Origin of the sequence: Bradyrhizobium sp. AZCC 2289, from assembly GCF_036924615.1 — a bacterium.
GTDB lineage: Bacteria > Pseudomonadota > Alphaproteobacteria > Rhizobiales > Xanthobacteraceae > Bradyrhizobium.
In genome coordinates this window covers 1,997,808-2,021,129 of the sequence record NZ_JAZHRY010000001.1, presented here as the reverse complement: position 1 = coordinate 2,021,129, position 23,322 = coordinate 1,997,808, and the positions used below count along the sequence as shown (strand labels likewise).

19 protein-coding genes, 1 tRNA gene and 2 pseudogenes are annotated in these 23,322 nt (G+C 61.3%); 19 read left to right on the top strand and 3 right to left on the bottom strand.

Features of this window, described 5'->3' with window-relative positions:
• The first annotated feature begins 116 nt into the window (after positions 1 to 116).
• Together V1289_RS09910 and V1289_RS09905 are read left to right on the top strand one after the other, a co-directional pair.
• A pseudogene (locus V1289_RS09910) lies at positions 117 to 942 on the top strand (ABC transporter ATP-binding protein).
• The gene (locus V1289_RS09905; RefSeq protein WP_334396769.1) at positions 942 to 1,730 is read left to right on the top strand and encodes an ABC transporter permease; all 789 of its coding nucleotides are present in this window, start codon (positions 942 to 944) and stop codon (positions 1,728 to 1,730) included. Before V1289_RS09910 ends, V1289_RS09905 begins: the two are co-directional and overlap by 1 nt.
• A gap of 123 nt (positions 1,731 to 1,853) precedes the next feature.
• Here V1289_RS09905 and V1289_RS09900 read toward each other — a convergent pair whose 3' ends face one another.
• Positions 1,854 to 2,303 (bottom strand): cupin domain-containing protein, encoded by a 450-nt coding sequence (locus V1289_RS09900; protein ID WP_309178817.1) that lies wholly within the window; start codon positions 2,301 to 2,303, stop codon positions 1,854 to 1,856.
• 205 nt (positions 2,304 to 2,508) lie between these two features.
• On the opposite strand from V1289_RS09900, the gene V1289_RS09895 reads away from it, so the two are divergent.
• The 17 genes and pseudogenes from V1289_RS09895 (at position 2,509) to V1289_RS09815 (ending at position 20,885) form a co-directional block, all read left to right on the top strand.
• On the top strand, positions 2,509 to 3,537 hold the full coding sequence (locus tag V1289_RS09895; RefSeq protein WP_334396768.1) for an ABC transporter substrate-binding protein: 1,029 nt from the start codon (positions 2,509 to 2,511) through the stop codon (positions 3,535 to 3,537).
• Positions 3,538 to 3,555: 18 nt separating this feature from the next.
• Positions 3,556 to 4,257 carry an NUDIX hydrolase gene (locus V1289_RS09890; RefSeq protein WP_334396767.1) on the top strand — a complete coding sequence of 234 codons (702 nt, stop codon included), beginning with the start codon at positions 3,556 to 3,558 and terminating at the stop codon, positions 4,255 to 4,257.
• Between the two features lie 150 nt (positions 4,258 to 4,407).
• Positions 4,408 to 5,718 (top strand): ABC transporter substrate-binding protein, encoded by a 1,311-nt coding sequence (locus tag V1289_RS09885; protein ID WP_334396766.1) that lies wholly within the window; start codon positions 4,408 to 4,410, stop codon positions 5,716 to 5,718.
• A 32-nt stretch (positions 5,719 to 5,750) separates the two neighbouring features.
• A complete protein-coding gene (locus tag V1289_RS09880) occupies positions 5,751 to 6,518 on the top strand; it encodes an ABC transporter ATP-binding protein (RefSeq protein WP_334396765.1) in 768 nt (255 codons plus the stop codon).
• Between the two features lies 1 nt (position 6,519).
• Positions 6,520 to 7,224: an ABC transporter ATP-binding protein gene (locus tag V1289_RS09875; RefSeq protein WP_309178811.1), complete on the top strand. Its 705-nt coding sequence runs from the start codon at positions 6,520 to 6,522 to the stop codon at positions 7,222 to 7,224.
• Between the two features lie 13 nt (positions 7,225 to 7,237).
• The gene (locus V1289_RS09870) at positions 7,238 to 8,119 is read left to right on the top strand and encodes a branched-chain amino acid ABC transporter permease (protein WP_334396764.1); all 882 of its coding nucleotides are present in this window, start codon (positions 7,238 to 7,240) and stop codon (positions 8,117 to 8,119) included.
• Positions 8,116 to 9,169, top strand: a pseudogene (locus V1289_RS09865) (branched-chain amino acid ABC transporter permease). Before V1289_RS09870 ends, V1289_RS09865 begins: the two are co-directional and overlap by 4 nt.
• A complete protein-coding gene (locus tag V1289_RS09860; RefSeq protein ID WP_334396763.1) occupies positions 9,090 to 10,034 on the top strand; it encodes a polyphosphate kinase 2 family protein in 945 nt (314 codons plus the stop codon). Before V1289_RS09865 ends, V1289_RS09860 begins: the two are co-directional and overlap by 80 nt.
• Positions 10,035 to 10,558: 524 nt before the next feature.
• Positions 10,559 to 12,118 carry a 2-isopropylmalate synthase gene (locus V1289_RS09855; RefSeq protein WP_309178808.1) on the top strand — a complete coding sequence of 520 codons (1,560 nt, stop codon included), beginning with the start codon at positions 10,559 to 10,561 and terminating at the stop codon, positions 12,116 to 12,118.
• A gap of 368 nt (positions 12,119 to 12,486) precedes the next feature.
• Positions 12,487 to 13,485, top strand: a complete 999-nt coding sequence (locus V1289_RS09850; RefSeq protein ID WP_334396762.1) for a LysR family transcriptional regulator — start codon at positions 12,487 to 12,489, stop codon at positions 13,483 to 13,485.
• Between the two features lie 73 nt (positions 13,486 to 13,558).
• The gene (locus V1289_RS09845) at positions 13,559 to 14,626 is read left to right on the top strand and encodes a hypothetical protein (protein WP_334396761.1); all 1,068 of its coding nucleotides are present in this window, start codon (positions 13,559 to 13,561) and stop codon (positions 14,624 to 14,626) included.
• A gap of 710 nt (positions 14,627 to 15,336) precedes the next feature.
• Positions 15,337 to 16,338: a TRAP transporter substrate-binding protein gene (locus V1289_RS09840; protein ID WP_334396760.1), complete on the top strand. Its 1,002-nt coding sequence runs from the start codon at positions 15,337 to 15,339 to the stop codon at positions 16,336 to 16,338.
• A 249-nt stretch (positions 16,339 to 16,587) separates the two neighbouring features.
• Positions 16,588 to 17,157: a TRAP transporter small permease gene (locus tag V1289_RS09835; RefSeq protein WP_334396759.1), complete on the top strand. Its 570-nt coding sequence runs from the start codon at positions 16,588 to 16,590 to the stop codon at positions 17,155 to 17,157.
• A complete protein-coding gene (locus V1289_RS09830) occupies positions 17,157 to 18,440 on the top strand; it encodes a TRAP transporter large permease (RefSeq protein WP_074274122.1) in 1,284 nt (427 codons plus the stop codon). The genes V1289_RS09835 and V1289_RS09830 overlap by 1 nt, the downstream gene beginning before the upstream one ends.
• 112 nt (positions 18,441 to 18,552) lie before the next feature.
• Complete coding sequence (locus tag V1289_RS09825) at positions 18,553 to 19,161, top strand: Spy/CpxP family protein refolding chaperone (protein ID WP_334396758.1); 609 nt, start codon at positions 18,553 to 18,555, stop codon at positions 19,159 to 19,161.
• 369 nt (positions 19,162 to 19,530) lie between these two features.
• Positions 19,531 to 20,556, top strand: coding sequence for a hypothetical protein (locus V1289_RS09820; protein ID WP_334396757.1), 1,026 nt, complete (start codon positions 19,531 to 19,533; stop codon positions 20,554 to 20,556).
• A gap of 253 nt (positions 20,557 to 20,809) precedes the next feature.
• Positions 20,810 to 20,885 (top strand) — tRNA-Lys (locus V1289_RS09815).
• Between the two features lie 200 nt (positions 20,886 to 21,085).
• Here V1289_RS09815 and V1289_RS09810 read toward each other — a convergent pair.
• Positions 21,086 to 22,696, bottom strand: coding sequence for a recombinase family protein (locus tag V1289_RS09810; RefSeq protein ID WP_334396756.1), 1,611 nt, complete (start codon positions 22,694 to 22,696; stop codon positions 21,086 to 21,088).
• 174 nt (positions 22,697 to 22,870) lie between these two features.
• Positions 22,871 to 23,257, bottom strand: coding sequence for a DUF3631 domain-containing protein (locus V1289_RS09805; protein ID WP_334396755.1), 387 nt, complete (start codon positions 23,255 to 23,257; stop codon positions 22,871 to 22,873).
• Positions 23,258 to 23,322 lie beyond the last annotated feature (65 nt).

Here is a 23,322-nt window from a genome sequence, read left to right as displayed (position 1 = left end):
CCTCCCCTCCAGGGCCCCTCCAGGGGAGGGCAAGAACTCGCGTTTCATCTCGTCACGTTGAACTTGCCGTCTGTAACCGCTAAGGCATCTCCAAACGCTTCGAGAGGGGGGACGTGGTGGATCCGGCACAGCCGAATGCGGTCGCGCTTGACGATGCGACGGTGGCGTTTCGCCTGGCCGATGCGCGCGTCTATACCGCGGTCGAAAAGGCCAACCTTGCGGTGGCGCATGGCGAGTTCGTCGCCATCGTCGGGCCCACCGGATGCGGGAAATCCACGCTGCTCAACGTCGCCGCCGGGCTGCTCAAGCCGGCATCGGGGTCGGTCAGGATCTTCGGCCAGCCGCTGACGGGCCTGAACCGGGATGCCGGCTATCTGTTCCAGGCCGATGCGCTGTTCCCCTGGAAGACCGCGATCGACAACGTCGCCATCGGCCTCGAGATCAAGGGCGCGCCGCGCGAGCAGGCGCTGCAGCGCGCGCAGGGCTGGCTGACTTCAGTTGGTCTCGGCGCCTTCGGCAACCGTTATCCGCATATGCTTTCGGGCGGCCAGCGCAAGCGCGTCGGCCTCGCCCAGGTCCTGATCCGCGATCCCAAGATCCTCTTGATGGACGAGCCGTTCGGGCCGGCTCGATGCACAGACCCGGCAGATCATGGGCAATTTGCTGCTGGAATTATGGAACGCCGACCGCAAGGCGGTGCTGTTCGTCACCCACGATCTCGAAGAGGCGATTGCGCTGGCCGACCGCGTCGTGATCATGTCGGCAGGGCCAAGCGCGCGCATCATCGGCGACTGGCGGGTGTCGCTGCCGCGCCCGCGCGACATTTCGGAAGTGCGGATGGAAAAGGACTTCCACGAATTGCACCGGGAAATCTGGAGCGTGCTGAAGGACGAAGTGATGAAGGGTTATGCGCAATCATCGCAAGCGGCCGAGGCCGGCTGATGCCCCGTTCGACGCTTCTTGCCCTGCAAGTGCTGGTCGCCGTCGTCGTGCTCGGGCTGTGGCAGTTCTTCGCCACCGTCCCGGTGTTCGGCCGCATGGTGCTGCCGCCGTTTTTCTTCTCCAACCCGGTCGACGTTTTCAGCCAGATCGTCGCATGGTTCCAGAGCGGCGTGATCTGGAAGCACCTCGTCATCACGCTGTGGGAGTCGATTCTGGCGTTTGCGATCGGCTCGCTCGGCGGCGTCATGGTGGGCTTCTGGTTCGCGCGCCAGCCTCGCGTCGCTGCGGTGTTCGATCCCTATGTGAAGATGGTCAACGCACTGCCGCGCGTGGTGCTGGCGCCGATCTTCACGTTGTGGCTGGGCTTGGGCATCTGGTCCAAGGTCGCGCTCGGCGTCACGCTGGTGTTCTTCATCGTGTTCTTCAACGTCTATCAGGGCGTCAAGGAAGTCTCGACCACGGTGCTCGACAACGGCCGCATGCTCGGCATGAGCGAGCGGCAGTTGATGCGGCATGTCTACTGGCCGTCGGCGCTGTCGTGGATGTTCTCCTCGCTGCACACTTCCGTCGGCTTTGCCGTGGTCGGCGCGGTGGTCGGCGAATATCTCGGCTCCGCCGCAGGCCTCGGTTATCTGATCCAGCAGGCCGAGGGCGTGTTCGACGTTGCCGGCGTGTTCGCCGGCATGTTCGTGCTGTCCGCCTTCGTCATCCTGATCGACATGGGCGTGACGCTGGTGGAGCGGCGGCTGCTGATCTGGCGCCCGACCGCGGCGGACGGGCGGGGGTAGGTTCTCCCTGTCATTCCGGGGCGCGCGAAGCGCGAACTACGGTGCGCAATTGCGCACCTGAGAATCTCGAGATTCCGAGTTCGCGCTTCGCGCGCCCCGGAATGACGGCGCGAAGCCGCGCCCTCAGTTCAGCATCTTGATATCATCCGGCGTCTGCGGCGGCGTCTTGATCGCGATCGCCTTGAATGGCCGGCTATCGGGCTTGGTACCGCCATGCGGAGTGCCGTGGGGGATAATGACGAGATCGCCCGGCTTTACCCTCACTTCCTTGTCGCCGAGCCAGATCGTGCCGGTGCCTTCGAGGATGTACTGCATCTCGTTGGCGATCGGATGCAGGTGCTTGGGCACGTTGCCGTCCTGGACCGAGACGGTAGCGCCATCGGCGGAGACGAACATTTTTGAGCGCAATCCGCCGGCATTGGGGGGTGCAAGCGCGTCTCCTTCCAACTCGCCGGTATGAATGACCTGCGCCGTGATGCTCTCGGCGGCCAGCGCCGGGCGCAGCAGGTGCGTGACGCCGCAGCCGGCGGCAAAGGCCGCGGCGATCGAAAGCGTGGTGGCGATGCGATTCATGGATAGTCCTCCCAGTTTTTTGTGATGCAATGGTATGCCGCGAAACCAGCGTTGACCAGCGCGTGAGCCTGCATGGCCCGGCGAAAGATCATGCGCGCGGCCCGGAATAAACCCCGGTTTTTGCGGTCGCACCTTGGCACCAAAGTCGCCTTCTCAAGGCGTGCGCGCTGCTCTATCTTGCCGCCAACTGGAATGGAGGATTCCCATGAGGAAGATGTTTGGCCGGCTGGCCGGAGCGCTGTTGGCGCTGGCGCTGACGTCGGGCTTTGCCGCAGCGCAAAGCAAGATCACGGTCGCGGTCGGTGGCGGGGCCTGCCTGTGCTATCTGCCGACGGTGCTGGCCAAGCAGCTCGGCGAATTCGAACACGCGGGGCTCGCCGTCGACCTGGTCGACCTCAAGGGCGGCTCGGACGCGCTGAAGGCGGTGCTCGGCGGCAGCGCCGACGTGGTCTCCGGCTATTTCGACCATTGCGTCAACCTGGCGGCCAAGAAACAGGAACTGGTGTCGTTCGTGGTCTATGACCGCTATCCCGGGCTGGTGCTGGTGGTGTCGCCCTCGCACACCGGCGAAATCAAATCGATCAAGGATCTGGCCGGCAAGAAGGTCGGCGTCAGCGCGCCGGGCTCGTCGACCGATTTCTTCCTGAAATACCTCTTGAAGAGAAACGGCCTCGATCCGGCCAGCGCCGCCGTCATCGGCGTTGGCCTCGGCGCAACCGCGGTGGCGGCGATGGAGCAGGGCCAGATCGATGCGGCGGTGATGCTGGACCCCGCGGTCACGGTGCTGCAGGCCAGTCATCCCGACCTGAAGATCCTGAGCGACACCCGCACGCAAAAGGATACGCTTGCGGTGTTCGGCGGCGAATATCCAGGCGGCGCGCTCTACTCGACCGCCGCCTGGGTCGGCGCGCACGAGAAAGAGGTGCAGGCGCTGACATCGGCGATCGTCAATACGCTCGCCTGGATTCATTCGCATTCGCCGGAAGAGATCATGGCGAAGATGCCGCAGGAAATGGTCGGCAAGAACAAGGAGCAGTATCTCGCGGCGCTGAAGAACACGATCCCGATGTATTCGGAGACCGGCAAGATGGATCCGAAGGGCGCCGACGCCGTGCTCGCGGTGTTCAGCGAAAGCTCGCCGGAGGTCGCCAAGGCCAATATCGATGTGACCAAGACCTGGACCAACAAATACGTCGATCAACTCAAGAAGACGACGGGGTTGAATGCGAAGTAACGTGCAGCGATGAATGGCATGACGGCTCCGGTCATTCATCGCGTCACGTCGCTTGATCTGCCCGTGCAGCCATGGTCGTGGCCGTTCGCCGCGGCGCGGCGCGCGGATATCGATGCGCATTTCGCGGCTCAGCAGCGCGAAAAGCCGAAGCTCTGGAACGGCCGCGTTCTGCTCGGCCGCAATCCTGTTTTCGCCGGCGACCGCTTCACGGCCAGCTATTTCGAGACCGATTTCGCCAGTTTTCTGGCGTGGCGCGACTGGGGTTTTCCGGACAAGGACGTCTTCAACGGCTTCGGGATGGGGGCGCTGCTTTCCAGCGACGGCGCGTTTGCGCTGGGCGAAATGGGCCAGCATACCTCGAACGCGGGGCGCATCTATTTCCCGTCCGGCACCCCCGATCTCGACGATATCAGCGGCAGTGCGGTCGATATTGCGGGCAGCGTCGCGCGCGAACTCGAGGAGGAAACCGGGCTGACCGCGGCCGAATATCGCAGCGAGGCGCATTGGCATTGCGTTTCCACCGGCCCCGCCGTTGCGATGATCAGGATCCTGCGCGTCGATTTGCCGGGCGAGGTGCTGCGAGCCCGGATTGAAGCCAATCTGGCCTTGCAGCTATCGCCCGAGCTTGCGGCGATCCATCTGGTGCGGGGAACAGGCGATCTCAACGCCGCGATGCCGCGCTTTGTCACGGCATTCATCGAAGCGCAGCTTTCCAGCTAACCCCGAGTTGCAGGCGTTGGCGTGCTCCAGGGGGCGCGTGGGTCCGAAGGATGCGTATCCAATGCGCTTGACATCGGTCGAGGCTCCCCGTGTGATAGGCGCCAACAAAATACAAGAAAATGTGGTGCACAATCTTCCAGGGAGGATTCCATGCTGGTGCGCAGGGTTGCACGCCTGTCCGTTGGGCTGTTTGCCACGTTAGTGGTGCTGGGCATGGCGATTTCCGCCGACGCCCAGGAAAAGAAAATCAAGATCGGCGTGATCTACGACCTGACCGGTCCGCTCGCGGGCGGCGGTTCGGAACTGCAGTACATCGGCGCCAAGATCATGCTCGACCAGTACGGCAAGACCGGGGTTGAGGGTTACAAGGTCGAGGCGGTCTACGCCGATGCCCAGAGCAAGCCCGATGTCGCCATCAACGAGGCCGTCCGCCTCATTGAGCAGGAAAAGGTCGACATGCTGCTGGGCTTCTTTTCGTCGGCGCAATGCGTGCCGGTGGCCGCCCGCGTCGAGCAGCTCAAGAAGTTCATGTGGATCACCACCTGCATTTCCTCGGCGGTGCTCGCCGACAAGAATTTCAAATATGTCTTCCGCCCTCAGGCGAGCGGCGACCAGTTTGGCCTGATGACGATGGATTTCATCGCCCAGAACTCGGTGGCCAAGTTCGGCAAGGAGCCGAAGGACCTGCGGGTTGCCATCATCCATGAGGATGGCGCCTACGGTGTCGATGTGGCCAAGGGCAACGAGGTCGGCGCCAAGAAGGCCGGCTTCAACCTGGTGCTGAAGGAGGGTTATTCGGCGACCGCGCCCGATCTGTCCGCACTGGTGACGAAGTTGAAACGGGCCCGGCCCGACGTGATCTTCCACACCGGCTACAATCCCGACATCACGCTGCTGTTGCGTCAGGCGCGCGAGCAGGGGCTGAAATTCGGCGCGCTGGTTGGCCATGGTGCGGGCTATGGCGTCTACGAAAAGCTGAAGGAAGGCCTCGGTGGCGATGCGAACTATATCTTCGACACCGATCCGATCTCGATCTGGCTCGCCAACCAGAAATCCATGGATCCGAAGCTGCCGCTGGTCATCAAGATGGTCGGTGAGGAGTTCGACAAGGTCAAACCAGGCGTGGCGATCCGGTCTGCCCATGTCGGTATGGCCGCATCGAACACCTACGTCTTCCTCACCGAAGTGCTGCCGCGCGCGATCAAGAAATACGGTGGCGTCGATCCCGACGCGCTGCGCAAGGCGGCGCTGGAAGTCGACCTTCCCGAAGGCGGCACCATGCTCGGCTTCGGCGTCAAGTTCTTTGGCGAGGGAAGGGCGATGGCCGGGCAGAACGAACGCTCGTTCCCGGTCGTCATCCAGTACATCGACGACAAGTCCTATGTGGTGTGGCCGAAGAGCCAGGCGCAGCGCGAGGCCGTGCTGCCGCTGCCGGCGGGTACGACCTATAGTTACAAATAAGTGGTGGCTCTCAGCTTGCGAAAGGGACCGCCGTGCTCGTAGTCGAGGGCCTGATCAAGCGCTTTGGTGGCTTTACGGCCGTCAACAACGTGTCGTTCCGGGTCGAGCAGGGCGAGATTCTCGGCCTGATCGGCCCGAACGGCTCGGGCAAGAGCACGATCTTCAACATGCTGTCGGGCACGCTGGTGCCGACGGCAGGCTCGATCGAGTTCGACGGCGCGGAGATATCGGGCGTCGCACCGCACCGGATCATCAACCGCGGCGTCGGCCGCACCTTCCAGATCCCGCGGCCGTTCCATCGGCTGACGATTTTCGAGAACGTGGCGCTGGCGGGCTTCTATGGCCAGGGCAGCCACAGCCGGGCCAGGGCCGACGAAGCCGCCGAACGCGCGTTGGCCATGGTCGGCCTGCCGACCGATCGCCATGCCGGCGTCGATGGCCTCGGCGCCGCCGGCCTGAAAAAGCTCGAACTGGCAAAAGCGCTGGCGACCGGCCCAAAATTGTTGCTGGCCGACGAAAGCCTCGGCGGGCTCGACGAGACCGAGATGGATGCTGCCGCCGATATGCTGCGAAAGATCCGCGACGAACTCGGCATCACCGTCATCTGGGTCGAGCACATCATGGGCGTGCTGATGCGCGTGGTCGATCGCGTCATGGTGCTCGATCACGGCGAGAAGATTTCGGAAGGGCTGCCGTCGGCGGTCGCGAGCGACCCCCGGGTAATCGAGGTCTATCTCGGCACCGATGCGGATTCGAGCCAGGTCGCGGCCGCCGAAGCGCGCCGCCGCGCGGGGGCCTGACATGCTCGAGCTCAGATCGGTCGATGCGGGTTACGGCAGTTTTCAGGCGCTGTTCGGCGTCAGCCTGGAAGTGAAGGCCGGCGAGGCGGTCGGCGTGATCGGTCCCAACGGCGCCGGCAAGACCACCCTGATGCGGGTGATCTCCGGCCTGATCCGGCCGACCAAGGGCGCGATCACGATGGAGGGTACCGATGTGCTGGCGACGCCGGCGCACCGCATCGTCAGCCTCGGCATTGCCCATGTGCCGGAAAATCGCCGGCTGTTTCCGCGGCTCACCGTCGACGACAATCTGAAGATGGGCGCGTTCATGCCGGGCGCGCGCGCCAAATATGCCGAGCGGCTGGAATTCGTATTCGACCTGTTCCCCCGCATGAAGGAACGCCGCAGCCAGATGGCCGGGACCATGTCGGGCGGCGAGCAGCAGATGTGCGCGATCGGCCGCGCGCTGATGTCGAACCCGAAACTGCTGCTGCTCGACGAGCCGTCCGCCGGGCTCGCGCCGGTCGTGGTGCAGCAGGTGTTCGAGCTGGTGAAGCGGATCCGCGCCAGCGGGCTTACGGTGTTGATCGTCGAGCAGAACGTGCAGCAGGTGCTGCGCGTGGTCGATCGCGCCTATTTGCTCGAAGCCGGCAGCCTTCGCGCCTCCGGCACGTCGGCGGAGATGATGAGCAGCGACACCATCAAGCAAGCGTATCTGGGCGTGTAGAGCGGGGGCGGCGATGCAGGCGTTTCTGGATATCTTCGACATCTATCTGCTCGAAGCCGTGGTCAACGGCATCCTGCTCGGCGGGGTGCTGGCGCTGCTGGCGCTCGGGCTCAATTTGATCTTCGGCGTCATCGACGTGACCTGGATCTGCTACGCCGAGCTGGTCATGATCGGCATGTACGGCATGTATTACCTGGTCCAGGTCTTCGGCGTGCCGTACTGGGCCGCGGCGCCGCTCACCATTTTATTGGTCGCAGCGCTCGGGGCGGCGCTGCATTACATCGTCATCGCGCCGCTGTTGACGGCGCCGCCGATCAACCAGCTGCTGGCGACCGGCGGCGTGCTGTTCATCCTGCAGAGCTTTGCCACCGTCGCCTTCGGCATCGACTTCCGCAACCTCGGCATCCGCCTGCCGGTACTGGCGTTCGGCGAGATGCATTTCAGCTACGCGCGGCTGTTGTCGTTTGCCGCCGCCCTGATCGGCATGGTGGCGGTCTATCTTTTCATGAAGCGTACCTTTACCGGCACCGCGATCCGCGCCATCTCGCAGGACCGCCAGATCATGTCGCTGATGGGCGTCGATACCAGGCGCATCTACCTCATCACCTCGGCGCTGGGCGGCGCGCTCGCGGGGCTGGCGGCCTGCCTCCTGGTGCTGCAATACGACGTGCATCCGTTCGTCGGGCTGTCGTTCGGCCCGATCACCTTCCTGATCTGCGTGCTCGGGGGCTTGGGCAATTTCGTCGGCGGCTTCATCGCGGCGTTCGTGTTCGCCGAAATCATTTCGCTGGGCGGGCTGTTCTCGGACCTCGAATGGGGCTACGTGCTGGCCTTCGCCTTCTTCATCGTCATGATGTTCATCCGGCCCGGCGGCCTGCTGGCGAGGCGCACGTGAACCCGCGATACCTTGCCTGGGCGGCCGGAATAGCAGCGCTGATCGCGCTGCCCTTCGTCTATCGCGACCCCTACCATCTGCACATCCTGGTGCTGATCCTGATCTGGTCGTTCGCGTACACCTCGTGGTCGATCATGGGCCGCTTCGGTCTGGTGTCGCTCGGGCATGGCGGCTTCATGGGCGTCGGCGCCTATGTCACGGCGCTGTTGTGGAATCATCTCGGCGTCTCGCCATGGATCGGCATTCCCGTCAGCATGCTGGCGGCCGGGGTGCTGGCGCTCGTCGTCGCCTATCCCTGTTTCCGCTTCCGCATCACCGGCCATTATTTCGTGCTGGTGACGCTGGCTTTGTCCGGCATCGTGCTGCAGGTCATCACCGCCACCCGCGACTACACCGGCGGGTCGCTCGGCTACACTCCGAACCGCACCAAGGGCAGCGCGTTGCTGGCGCTGCAATTCGACGACAAGGCGACGTGGTACCTGATCGCGCTGTTCGTCTGGCTCGCGGGACTGTTGATCTGGCGCTGGGTCGACCGCAGCATGAGCCGCTATGCCATGGAGGCGATCTCGGAGGACGAGGACGCGGCTGCTGCGGCCGGCGTCAACGTGACCGCCGAAAAGCTCAAGATCACGCTGATCTCGGCGCTGATGACGGCGCTGGCGGGTGCGCTCTACTGCCAGTACCAGATGTTCATCTCGCCCGACACCGTCAGCGGCATCTCGGTGTCGCTGCAGATGGTGTTTGCCGTCATTGTCGGGGGCGTCTACGTGTCGCTCGGGCCGACGGTCGGCGCCATCATCACCATCCTGCTGGCGGAAATCCTGCGCATCGGCTTCGGCACCAAGGCGGTGGGCTGGGACAACCTCGTCTATGGCGTGCTGCTGGTGCTGTTCATCATATTCCTTCCCAAGGGCATTCTTGGTAGCGTGATCGCGAGATTGAAAACGCAACTCAAGATGCCCCAGAGATCATGAGCAAGAAACCGACGCAGCCGCTCGCCGACGAGCTGAGACCCTTCATCGCGCCGTTCCGCTTCGACGGATCGGGTGAATTCCATCTCAAATCGCACAAGACCGACGAGAAGGGCGGTCTGGACAAGGACAAGGCCGAGAAGATTCTCGATGCCAACCGCAAGCGGCTGAACGATTTTCAGGAAAAGCTGTATGCGCAGGACCGCTGGTCGCTGCTGCTGATCTTTCAGGGCATGGACGCCGCCGGCAAGGACTCGGCGATCAAGAGCATCTTTGACGGCGTCAATCCGCAGGGCTGTGAAGTCCATTCGTTCAAGCAGCCGTCGACGCTCGAACTCAATCATGATTTCCTGTGGCGCAGCATGATCGCGCTGCCGCAGCGCGGCCGCATCGGCATCTTCAACCGTTCCTATTACGAGGAATGCCTCGTGGTGCGGGTGCACCCGGAAATCCTCGGCAAGCAAAAACTTCCCGCCCGGCTCGTCACCACGGACATCTGGCGCGACCGGTTCGAGGATATTTCCGCGGTCGAACGCTATCTGGCGCGCAACGGCACCGTGATCCTGAAGTTTTTCCTCAACGTATCCAAGGAAGAGCAGCGCGCCCGCTTCCTCGACCGGCTGGAGGAGCCTGCGAAGAACTGGAAATTCTCGCTTGCCGATATTTCCGAGCGCGCGACGTGGGCCAAATATCAGGCCGCCTATCAGGAGGTGATCCGGCATACCTCGACGCGATCGGCGCCGTGGCACGTGGTGCCCGCCGACCACAAATGGTTCGCCCGCGTTGTGATCGGCTCGACCATTGTCAGTGCGCTCGACCGGCTCGACCTGCATTTCCCGAAAGTCGACAAGGCCGAACGCAGCGAATTCAAGCAGGTGCGCGAAGCGCTGCTGGCGGAAGGCAAGGGCGACGAAGGGAAGAAGGCGGTGAAGTCGGCGAAATAACGACGGTCGTCATACCCCGCGAAAGCGGGGTACCCAGTACGCCGCGGCCTTCCGGCTTCGACGCCGGTCTCTGGAATACTGGATCACCCGCTGGAGCCTGTCATCGGGCGGCGCTTCGGCGCCGACCCGGTGGCGGGTGATGACAACAGCATGCTGGGGTCTTTTAGGTCACCCCTCCTGACCATCTTTTGGCATTGCGGTTCGCCACATTTCTCGTCTAGAACGACCTCGGAACGTGGTCCCGGCAACCAACCGTCAATGGTTTTCGCCGAGGATTTGCGGGTCAAAGGGTTTGGCAATGCTGATTCGCAGCGAAAAGTTGGGAGTTCGGGGTGGAGCGGCCGAGGCTGCCCCCGCGATTCCGGCTGCGTCCCTGCCGACCCTGCTTCTTGGCGGGCTTCTGCTTCTTATCGGCCCCTGAGGGCCGTCTGGGCGGTTGCGCCTGGGCACTCAGGGGTTCGCGCGAGATCACCAGACCCTTCAGCGCCTAGAAAACAGCGCACGACCCATAAGGAATTCTTCCAATGACCACCGCCCCCAAGTCCGAGAAGGACCGCGTAATCGTATTCGACACCACCCTGCGTGACGGCGAGCAGTGCCCCGGCGCCACCATGACGTTCGAGGAAAAGCTCGAGATCGCCGAAATGCTCGACGACATGGGCGTCGACGTCATCGAGGCCGGTTTCCCGATCACCTCGGAAGGCGATTTTCAGGCCGTCAGCGAGATCGCCCGCCGTTCCAAGAATTCGGTGATCGCCGGCCTGTCGCGGGCCAATCCGAAGGACATCGACCGCTGTGCGGAAGCCGTGAAATTCGCCAGGCGGGGCCGCGTCCACACCGTGATCGCGACCTCGCCGCTGCACATGCGCGTCAAACTCAACATGACGCCGGAGCAGGTGATGGAGCTCTCGATCGCCAACGTCACCCGCGCGCGCAACCAGATCGACGACGTCGAATGGTCGGCCGAAGACGGCACCCGCAGCGAGATGGACTACCTCTGCCGCATCGTCGAAGCCGTGATCAAGGCCGGCGCGACCACCGTCAATATTCCGGACACCGTCGGCTACACCGTGCCGGAGGAATATACCCGCTTCATGCGCACGCTGATCGAGCGGGTGCCGAATTCCGACAAGGCGGTATTCTCGGTGCATTGCCACAACGACCTCGGCATGGCGGTGGCGAATTCGCTGGCCGGCATCGCCGGCGGCGCGCGCCAGATCGAGTGCACCGTCAACGGCATCGGCGAGCGCGCAGGCAATGCCGCGCTGGAAGAAGTCGTGATGGCGATCAACGTCCGCAACGACGTGTTTCCGTGGTGGAACAAGATCGACACCACGATGCTGACGCGGGCCTCGAAACTGGTGTCGGCGGCGACCTCGTTCCCGGTGCAGTACAACAAGGCGATCGTCGGCCGCAACGCGTTCGCGCATGAGAGCGGTATCCATCAGGACGGCGTGCTGAAGGACGCCTCGACCTACGAGATCATGCGGCCCGAAATGATCGGCCTGAAGAAGTCGTCGCTGGTGCTCGGCAAGCATTCCGGGCGTCATGCCTTCGTGCACAAGCTGGAGGAGATGGGCTACAAGCTCGGCGCCAACCAGCTGGAAGACGCGTTCTCGCGGATGAAGGCGCTGGCCGACCGCAAGAAGGACATCTACGACGAGGACATCGAGGCGCTGGTCGATCAGGAGATCGCGGCTTCCCACGACCGCATCAAGCTGACCTCGCTGACGGTGATCGCAGGCACCCATGGGCCGCAGCGCGCCACCATGAAGCTCGACGTCGACGGCCAGACCAGGATCGAGGAAGCCGAGGGCAACGGTCCGGTCGATGCGGTGTTCAACTGCATCAAGGCGCTGGTGCCGCACGAGGCGAAGCTGGAGCTCTATCAGGTCCACGCCGTCACCGAGGGCACCGACGCGCAGGCCGAGGTGTCGGTGCGGCTCGCCCATGAGGGCCGCTCGATGACGTCGAAGGCGTCCGATCCGGATACGCTGGTGGCGTCGGCCAAGGCCTATCTCGGCGCGCTCAACAAGATCGTCATGAAGCACCAGCGCGACAAGACCGCGGTGGCGGCGAGCTGAGGCGTAGCGTCATTCCGGGGCGATGCGCAGCATCGAGCTACGGTGCGCGATTGCGCACCTGAGAATCTCGAGATTTCAGGTCTGGTCCTACGGACCATCCCGGAATGACAACGCTGATAAGTGCATCCGGACAGCCGCCACACCGTCATTGCGAGCGAAGCGAAGCAATCCATCCCGCCGCGCCGGGAAAGAATGGATTGCTTCGTCGCTTCGCTCCTCGCAATGACGGCTGGGCATAAAACGCGTTTATCGCGCTTTCGATTAGAATCATTTTCCAACGAAGTGCGTTGTTCCGCCCTAATTTGAGATTTATAGCGCGATCGTTGGCGCTAACGTCCCGACGTCCATCATTCGTCAGGACGTCGCCCATGTCCCTGGAAACCATCGATCTCGACTCGCCGCAGCGTCAGCGCTGTGCAAAACCCGCCGAAGGCGCGCTGCTACGCCGGATCGATCTCACCACCTTGCGGCTGTTCATCGCGGTCTGCGACGAGCAGAACCTGACGCGGGCGGCGCAGCGCGAGCGCATCGCGGCCTCCGCCGTCTCCAAGCGGATGAACGATTTCGAGCTCGCCTTCGGCGTCACCCTGTTCAAGCGGCTGTCCAAGGGCATGGCCCTGACGCCGGTCGGCGAGGCGCTTTTGCACCACGCCCGCGTCACGCTGCTGAACGTCGAGAAAATCGCCGTCGAACTGTCGGAATATTCGCAAGGCGTCCGCGGCCATGTCCGGATGCTCGCGAACCTTTCGGCGATCGTGCAGTTTTTGCCGGAAGATCTCTCCGCCTTTTTCAGCGCCCATGAATTGCTGCGGGTCGACCTGCAGGAGCGGCCGAGCGGGCAGGTGGTGCGGGGCATCGAGGAAGGTGCCGCCGAAATCGGCATCTGCTCCGGCGAGGCCGAGACGCGCAGCCTCGAGGCATTTCATTACCGCACCGACAATCTGGTCGTGGTGGTGCGCGCGGATCACCCGCTGGCGGAGCGCGATCATTTGCTGTTCACCGACACGCTCGACTTCGACCATGTCGGCCTGCATGCGGCGAGTTCGATCTATTTGCGGTCGCAATACGCCGCGACCCAGGCCGGCAAGTCGATGCGGCTGCGTATCAACGTACCCGGCTTCGACGCGGTCTGCCGCATGGTGCAGGCGAATATGGGCATCGGCCTGATCCCCGATCGCGCCTTCGAGGTAGTCGGCGCCGGCATGGGGCTTCGATCGATCCGGCTGCGCGACGAATGGGCGAAACGAGAACTCCGGATTGTCGTGCGGGACGCCGCGCATCTTTCCGGCACCGGCCGCCTGGTGCTCGATCATCTCCGCGCCGCGGAGCAACCGGCGCACAAGATCGTTCGCGCCCATCCAACGTGAACCAATTCACATAAGTCCCGCACAAGTTGTGCTAAGGCGGGCGTCAGCGAGTTGGACACGCGGGAGGACGGTCATGGCGACGCCATTCACGTTCGAGGCGGTAGCTAACGATATCGCGGTTAGCGGCGGGGAGGTCAGCCTGGCCCTCGACAAGGCCGGCAATCCCAGCATCGCATTTTCTCAGGCAGGATCCGGCCAGATCATCGTCGCGCGACGGAACGGCGGATCCTGGACGCACGAGAACGTGCCGGGGAGCTTTATCGGTGTCGACATAAGGCCCTGGCTGGCGATCGATTCCACGGGCAATCCGAGGCTCGGCTATCAGGACTTGAGCAGCGGTGAATTGATCCACGCCGTCAAGAGCGCCGGTCAGTGGTCGTTCACGCATATCTCGACCAAGCTCACGCCGATTCAAGGGCCCGGCGGAGTTGCGGGCGTTACCTTCGCGCTCCATCCGGGACGACTGGATACGGAGAGCCGCGATGTCGGGTATTTCGTCTATGTCGATCTGGCGACGGACGGCATCGGCTTTGCGCATACCGGCAGCATCGGGCCCACGCCGGTGACGGTGCAAGTCGACACGACTGAACTGACCACGTTCGCCGATCCGTCGGTTTCATTCGATCCCTCGGAAAACTTCTTTGTCGGCTATGTCAGTTTTTTCCACTCGGGCAGTCCGCAGGACTTCGTTTCGGTCCGGGAGACGCATGTGGTGGACATCGAGCAAGGCACGTTTTCCACGCCCGCCGTGATCGAAGGATCGCAGCAGATCAATGTCAGGCGGCCGACGTCGATCGCGCGGACATTTTCCGATGGTTGCCTGGCCTATTTCGACATGGCCAGCAAAATCTTGAAAGCCAGCGTCTCGTCGGGCGGATTCTCCGGCATCGAGACCGTCGCGGCCAACGTCAACAACATCGTCACCCCATCGGCGGCGGCGAACCGAGGCGACTTTCGCGTGGCCTATTCCGACACCGACGCGATCAAGCTGGCATCCCGCAGCCCATCCGGCACCTGGACGGTCGAGCCCGTCGATGCGGTGAGCGCAGGATCGCCGTCGCTCGCCTACGACAACGCCGGGACCGCCAACATCGCCTATGTCGCGGGCGGCACGCTGAAATACGCAAGACGGTCGGAATGAGACATGCGTCCTGGTTGCGAACGCAGGACGTCGCGCGGCTTGGACAAATCTTAATCTGCGAGGCGACGGTGACAAAAAGGAATTCGTCGCTGGGGGAAGCACGAAGGAAACCGTTAAAACCATTGCGCGGGGAAAGCCGGGTGTTTTCCGGCGCAACCGTGGTGACTACCGTGTGCTTACTACCAATGCACACGGGCTGCGGGTGCTCCGGGCACCCGGCTTTCCCTGCTCCCTCTGTTGTCGGAGGGACGAAGTTTCTGGCACAGCTCGAGCGCATAGCGCGGCGAGATCGCGGATTTATGCCTAAAATTGGAGTGCCGTCATTGCGAGGAGCGAAGCGACGAAGCAATCCATCCTTTCTTTCCGCTGCGGCATGGATTGCTTCGCTTCGCTCGCAATGACGGTCGGGAAGAGTTCCCCCGGCGCCAGCGTTCTGCAACGGCGAACTCCCCATTAGCCAACCTCTATTGGACGCGGGCGGTGAGGCCGGGCACAGCGTTCAGCGTTGCGCCTTGCGAACGATTGTCCGTCAAACGGGCCGGCAGCGGCTGATCCGGACGGAATGGCGCATTTTGCAGTGCAGCAAATTCACAAAATAGCCCCTGCTAAAGGGGCAATGGCATTCCGGCCGGCTTCTCTGTATTGGTGCGGCTGACATACAAGGTTCGGGGCGGCGTTTTCGCTCCTCAATGGAATACGCGGGAGGAAACATGCGTAAATTGATATTGGCTGCGGCGTCGATCGCGGCCCTTGCTCTGGTTGGGCCGGCCTCGGCGCAGGCGCCGATCGTCATCAAGTTCAGCCACGTGGTGGCCTCCGACACGCCGAAGGGCAAGGCGGCCGACAAGTTCAAGGAACTGGCCGAGAAATACACCAACGGCAAGGTGAAAGTCGAAGTCTATCCGAACTCGACGCTCTACAAGGACAAGGAAGAACTTGAAGCGCTGCAGCTCGGCGCGGTGCAGATGCTGGCGCCGTCCAATTCCAAGTTCGGGCCGATCGGCGTCAAGGAGTTCGAGGTGTTCGATCTCCCCTATATCCTCCCGGATCTGGTGACCCTGCGTAAGGTGACCGACGGTCCGCTCGGCGCCCGGCTGCTCAAGCTGCTGGATGCAAAGGGCATGACGGGGCTGGCTTACTGGGATAACGGTTTCAAGGAGATGACCGCCAACAAGAAGCTGCTCACGCCTGCCGACTATAAAGGCGTAAAATTCCGCATTCAGTCGTCGAAGGTGCTGGAGGCCCAGTTCCGCGCGCTTGGCTCGATCCCACAAGTCATGGCGTTCGGCGAAGTCTATCAGGCGCTGCAGACCGGCGTGGTCGACGGCCAGGAGAACACCTGGTCGAACATCTACACCCAGAAAATGCATGAAGTGCAGAAATACGCGACGATCACCAACCACGGCTATATCGGCTATGTCGTGGTCGTGAACAAGAAGTTCTGGGACGGTCTGCCCGCAGACATCCGCGGCGAACTCGACAAGGCGATGAAGGAAGCCACCGCTTTCGGCAACGGCCAGTCGGCGAAGGAAAACGAGGACGCGCTCGCCGAGATCAAGAAAGCCGGCAAGACCGAAATCATCACGCTGACGCCGGAGCAGGACGCTGCGATGCGCAAGGCGATGGAGCCGGTCTACAAGGATGTCGCCAGCCGCGTCGGCCAGCCCTTGATCGACGAATTCCTCAAAGAGACCGGCGCGGCCAGCCACTGATAGACATGGTTTGAAGGGGAACGCGCTTTATTCGTGCCGTTGAGAAGGGACATCCTTCGTCATGCCCGGGCATAGCCGTCTGAAGGACGGCGTCGCTTTCGCTAGCCTATGTCCCGGGCATCCACGTCTTGCTTCTCGAAAAACAAAGACGTGGATGGCCGGGAGCGCAGACAAGTTTACGTAGTCTGCGCAAGGCAGACTACTATGCCCGGCCATGACGAATACGCGATAAGTGGGGAAAGTTCGAAGATGCTTCGTATCCTTGATCGGCTTGAGGAAATCATAATCACCTCGCTGATGGGCGCGGCGACTGTGCTGATTTTCGTTTCCGTCGTGCACCGCTTCGGCACCGGAATATCGTTTCTCTATCCCTTGTTCATTCAGATCCACATCGCCTGGGCCCAGGAGCTGTGCATCTACATGTTCATCTGGATGGCGAAATTCGGCGCCGCCTACGGCGTGCGAACCGGCATCCATGTCGGCGTCGACGTGCTGATCAACCGCCTCAACGACCGCTGGCGCAAGGGCGTCATCCTGTTCGGCCTGTTCGGCGGCGCGCTGTTCACCGCCATCGTCGGCACCATGGGCGCCAAGTTCGTCATCGAGCTGATGTCGACCGACCAGGTTTCGCCCGATCTCGAATTGCCGAGCTGGCTGGTCTATGCCTGCATCCCGCTCGGCTCCTATCTGATGTCGTTCCGCTTCATGCAGGTGATGTGGACCTACTGGAGCACCGGCGAGTTGCCGCACCATGATGCGGCGCATGTCGAAGGCGTGGTCGTCGATCCCAAGGCGCCAATCTCGCTGGGAGAAGCCTGATGAGCGCCGCCCTTATCTTCGGACTGCTGTTCGCGTTGATGCTGACGGGCATGCCGATCTCGATTTCGCTCGGCCTCACCGTTCTGACCTTCCTGTTCACGATGACGGAAGTGCCGATCGAAAGCGTCGGCCTGAAGCTGTTTTCCGGTCTCGACAATTTCGGCATCATGGCGATTCCGTTCTTCATCCTGGCCGGCACTTTTCTCACCCGCGGCGGCGTGGCGCGGCGGATGATCGCGTTCACGACCTCGCTGGTCGGTCATTTGCCGGGCGGACTGGGCTTGGCCGGCGTTGCGGCCTGCGCGATGTTCGCGGCGATCTCTGGCTCCAGCGTCGCGACCGTGGTGGCGATCGGCTCGATCATGATGCCGGCGATGGTCGAGCATGGCTATCCGCGCCGGTTCGGCGTCGGCGTGATCTCGACATCGGGCGCGCTCGGCATCCTGGTGCCGCCGTCGATCATCCTGGTGCTGTACGGCGTTTCCACCAACACCTCGATCGGCGCATTGTTCATGGCCGGCATCATTCCGGGTGTCATCCTGGCGCTGATGCTGGCGGCAGTGACTTTCTTCGTGGCGCTGCGCAACGGCTATCCCAAAATGCAGAAGGCTACACTCGGCCAGCAATGGACCGCGTTCCGCGAAAGCATCTGGGGCCTGCTGCTGATCGGCATCGTGCTCGGCGGCATCTATGGCGGCATCTTTACGCCGACCGAGGCGGCCGCGGTGGCTGCGGTGTATGCCTTCTTCATCACGGTGTTCGTCTACAAGGAACTCAAGCTCACCGAAGTGCCAAAGGTGCTGCTGCAGGCCGCGTCCATGAGCTCGATGCTGCTCTACATCATCACCAACGCGGTGCTGTTCTCGTTCCTGATGACGCATGAGCAGATCCCGCAGGAGATGGCGGCCTGGATCATCGACAAGAATTTCTCGATCTGGATGTTCCTGCTGGTGGTGAACGTCATCCTGCTGCTGGCCGGCAATGTGATGGATCCGTCGTCAATCCTTCTGATCATGGCGCCGATCCTGTTTCCGCTGGCGACCAAGCTCGGCATCCATCCGGTTCATCTCGGCGTCTTGATGATCGTCAACACCGAAGTGGGCCTCTGCCATCCGCCGGTCGGGCTCAATCTCTACATCGCCTCCTCGATCGCGAAGATGGGCATCAGCGAGATCACCATCGCGGTGCTGCCATGGCTGTGCGCGATGCTGGCATTCCTCGGCCTCATTACCTACGTGCCGGAGATTTCGCTGTGGCTGCCGCGGCTGCTCGGGATGATCTGAAGAAAACTTCATGCAGATTACATCTTGGTAAGAGAGAGGCTTATTTCCAACTTGTAAGTTGAATGCGCAGGCACGCGGGCTCATCTTCAGGCAACCTTCAAAGGAGGTTTCCATGAGGAAATTCGCTATTGCCGGCATCGCGGCCCTCGCCATTGCCGGTTCGACCGCCGTCTACGCCCAGCACCGCCATTGGGGCTATGCCCACATGCGGATGAACCCCGAGGACAGGGCAGCGTTTGCCGATGCACGGATCGCAGCCGTCCATGCCGGGCTCAAGCTGACGCCCGATCAGGAAAAATTGTGGCCGCCGGTGGAAACCGCAGTGCGGGATTTCGCAAAGCTGCGGATCGATCGCGCCAACGCGCGGATGAACGCCGAGAAGAATGATTCTGCCGACGCGCAGAAGCCGGACGATCCGGTCGCGCGCCTGCGCGAACACGCCGACAACATGGCGACGTCAGCGACCGCGATGAAGAAAATCGCGGATGCGGCCGACCCACTCTACAAGACGCTGGACGACGGCCAGAAGCGGCGTCTCGTCGCCCTGACCCACATGGGCCATCGGTTCGGCGGCGTAGGCTGGCATCGCGGATTCGAGCACGGCATGATGGATCACGGCGGTGACCGCGACCGCGACGATGGCGGCCGCGATCGCGGCTTCGACCGCAACCGTTACGATCGGGATGGCGGGCCGGACCGAGGCGGCCCCGAGCGGCTCTGACCGCTGACCCCTGAACGTTGGAAAAGCCGCCGGGTTCCGGCGGCTTTTCTGATTCCCGGATCGGATTCGGCGCCGCGTCCATTCTCGATGTTTCATTTGCGCAACAGTGGAAGGCTAAAATTTCACTGTTGAAGTCACCCACTTGACCAACCTTTAGTTGCGGTAAAGATTAGTCGACTTAAAGACTTGAGCTAAGAATTTACTTTTACGAATTGCAGCTGGATGGGCCTCCGGTGGGCCGGGGGATAGCGCCGCTTTTGGGCGGCTCTGATCGAACGTCGCAATACGAATGCGTATTTCTTTGCGTGGCGGGGCAAATACGTCTGGCAGTGACGCGTGCGCTCTCGGAGGCGTTGGCTGGGGGCAGCAATGGATGCGGCTACTGGGAAAAGAGGCCGGGATACCGAGCGAACTGGCGCGCCACACGCTTTCTGGGCGGCCGCGGCGAGATTGGTGCTTCCGCTGCTTTCGTTGATCGTTTCTGGATGCTCCATCCACCCGGTGCAGCAGGATGTCACCGGCGTGCCGCCCGTCGACATTATCCATCACATCCGCTGCGAGACGCGGCTTGCGATCGAGGACAAGGCGATCGAGCTCCTGCTCGCCTACAAGGGCGGGCAACACGAACCCTCGATAAATCTCGCAAAGTCGCTGCAAACGCAACGCGGTCAGGTCTGGAAATTTGATCCCAGAATACTCACCACGCAGGAAGAGCGTGCGTTCTACAACAGATACATCCGGACCGGTATTGCCTACGATTTCACGCTCGATATCACCGAAGACAACAAGGCTGCGTTACTGGCGGACCCGGTGCGACTCATCACAAACGGAGTGGCCGGTATCGGTGTGGGTGCAAGCGGTGAGTTCAGCCGAAACAACGCGCGGCGCTTCATCATGAGCGACACGTTCGCCAAACTGCTGGCTGATGACCATCTGGTTTGCGGCAGCGAGGGAGTTGAAAATTTTGTCTATCCAATCGCCGGCAGGATCGGAATCCGTGAGCTGATTTCGACGTTCATCGATCTGAACGAAGATAAAAGCCTGCAAACCCTGGACTCCGGCAATTCCCGGGTCTTCGCCGACACGATGACATTCCTGACCACGCTGACCGGATCGGTGAGCCCTCATGTCGAAATTGCGCCGGTGGGGAGCCAATGGGGTGTGGCAAGCCCCACCAGCTTTAGCGCCTTCGCGCAACGGATCGACAAGCACATGGTGACCATCGGCCTGTCTATGGATATCTCCAAGGGTGTTGCGGGCGCGGCTGTGCTGCCGCTTGCGGTTGGAAGATCGGCGCTGCAAAAGAGCAACGTTGTTTCACCGGCGGAACAAAGCGCGCTGGATGCGGTTCGGCAGGCAAAATTGGACGCATATCTCGAGCGGGCCACGCATTAGCGGCGTACCGGGGGCTACGAGCGCTCGCTCCTGCCGGAGATCCTCGGGGCAGCGACAATGGCCGCCGGACCGGTCCGGGCGGCCGCTATTGACGCCCTCCGGCGGACCAAATGGAAAGCCCTTGAAATCGGGCGGCTTTTTACCGTTCCGGGCGCCTGCCAAAGGCCGGGAAAACTCCTGCTCCTTTGCTGGACATCGCGGGGTCGCTTTGCTAAACGACGCCCTCTTGCGAAGGCTTTCCGGACCCGGTTCCGGGCGCATAGCTCAGTTGGTAGAGCAGATGACTCTTAATCATCGGGTCCCAGGTTCGAGCCCTGGTGCGCCCACCAATCGCCTAGCAAGATCAACGACATACTAGTATCCAAAGTTCGCACTCATGCGCTGCGAGCTTTGGGTCACGCTGGGGTCACAACGATCCACCAAAGGGTGCCCTCGCTGTTTGGCTAGTCTAGACTGAGAAGGTGAGGGGCGGTCGGCCGTGAGTCGAACTTGGGGGCGCGTGTTTACCGTCCGCGCGGAGCCTTCGGAATCATAATCTTGGGGTCGGGGGTTCGAGTCCCTCTCTCGCTACCATCTTAACCCCCGACAGAGAACTTTCGGGGAACAGCGGCTCACCGATCAAGGTAGCCAACCTTCCATTGACCTTCACATGAACCGGTTTGCCCGGTTCCGTGCGTTCTACGATGACATGATCGATAAGTTCTCTGACAGCGGCGACCATCTCGGAGTCCATCCGGTTGTCGCGGATTGCGACGGCGAGGTTCTCAACGACGGACAGATAACGTTGCTGAGTTGTCGGATGCAGAGAAACGGTGACCGGCTCGCGAAGGTCTTGGAGTTCAATCAGGATTTGCTGCTTCATTGCATTCAAATCCGAAATCTTCCCCGTAAATTGAGAAACGGGATCATGCGAATTCATCAACGCTTCAGTCAGTCGGCCAATTTGACGTTCGATTTCCCCAAGCTTTCGCTCAAGGTGCGGTCTCACGTTATTCGCATTCGCAACGAGGCGCTTTCGTTCATTCAGATAGGTTTGAAGGAAGAGCCGAATTGCGCTCGGGTCTATCAAATGTTTGCGTAATCCGGACAGCACAGCTTGTTCGATCTGGTCCAGATAATAGGTGCGGTTATTAGCGCATGTCCTAGAGTTGTGGAATTGGGTACAAATGACCCGGGTGCCACCGCGATCCTCGCCTTTTATGGACATTCCGCCACCACAAACGGCGCATCTCAGTAATCCACTCAGCAACCTTTTCGGTTTGCGGCGGTGTGACGCTGTAAGATTGCGACGTTCTTGTCTTATACGTGCAACCTCACCAAATTGTTGCGGTGTGATAATTTGGAGGTGCCGGGCTTCGGCCCGATGCCATTCGGATTCTGGATTAGGACGCGATATACGTTTCCGGGTCTCGGGGTCTTTCAACATCCGGACCTTATTCCAGACGAGACGCCCGCAATAGATTTCATTACCCAGAATTCCGTTGTGGCGATTGTTCGAACCAGTCAATGCGCCGGGTTGCCAGTATTCGCCGCGCGGCGGCTTCACCCCTTTCTTATTCAGGTCGTCGATTATCTGTCGAGATCGCATGCCTGATGCATATTTGGCATAAATGCTTCGAATGACTTCAGCTTCAGGTTCGTCAATAACCCACTCGCCCGGTTTTCCCGGAGTGGTCCTATAGCCATAGGCTAAACCGCCAGCGTGTTTGCCCTCCCGAATATTGCCAGCCGCTCCGCGACGAACCTTGTGAGCAAGGTCTGAAAGGTAGAAGGCACTGACGATACCGCGAACCCCGACCTGCATCTGATCGGCGCGACCTTCGTGGACGGAAATGATGTCAATGCCGTAAAACGTCAGTTTTTTGAAGATTGCCGCCATGTCCTCTTGATCCCGGGAGAGGCGATCCAACGACTCGACAATAAGAATATCGAAAGTTCCGGCTTTTGCGGCCTCCATCAATTTTTTGATGCCATCTCGTCCGTGCGTGGAAACACCGGACTTGGCGCGATCCTCGAACTCAGCAATGACTTTTGATTGCTCTCGTTTGGCTTTCTCACGACAAAGGACGAACTGATCTTCAATCGAACGTTCCGATTGAAGGTCAGTCGAATACCTTGCGTAAATGGCGGCCCGCTTCATATTTTCCTCATGTCTCATCAGAACCCGAATCGTCCTTTCTGTGAAGGGAATTTCTGGCTTCATGATCGGAAAGCGCCATCATTCGAGCGATGGCTTCTACTAACCGCGCAACGTCCGCCGTTAGATGACCAGCCGCAGTTGAATGCCTCGCTTTTGGCGGGGATTTGGCCAATTTCAGCCCAGCGCCCCCTTGCAGGGTGACGAAGGCTTAAGGGCTTTTTCAAACCACCGACGCTGGAATCCTTTGGCAATGCCATCGTTGAAGCGGATGTTTTTCGACCTGATATGCAGAGGACGAAGTAGCCGGGCCAGCTTCTGCGTATCGCGCAGGTATTGCCCGGACCAATCTTGGCCCTCGACTGTCAGTAGGCTCTCGATGAGTGTCGATGTCGGAAGCCGGTCAGCATTTCTCTGGTCGAAAATGGCGAGGATATCTTGAAGCAGACGAACGAGATCATCGTCATCTCGGTCTGATGTCCATGCGTCCTGTTGTAGGCCGCCGTCAAGGTAGTGCTGCGCCGCAATGGCATCAGCAACCGACAGCTTCTCAATTTTCGACATAACAATCCCTTCAGCGCGAAGCCAAAGGGGGTTCTTCCCTTTAAGCTTTAGCGTCGAAGGCTGCT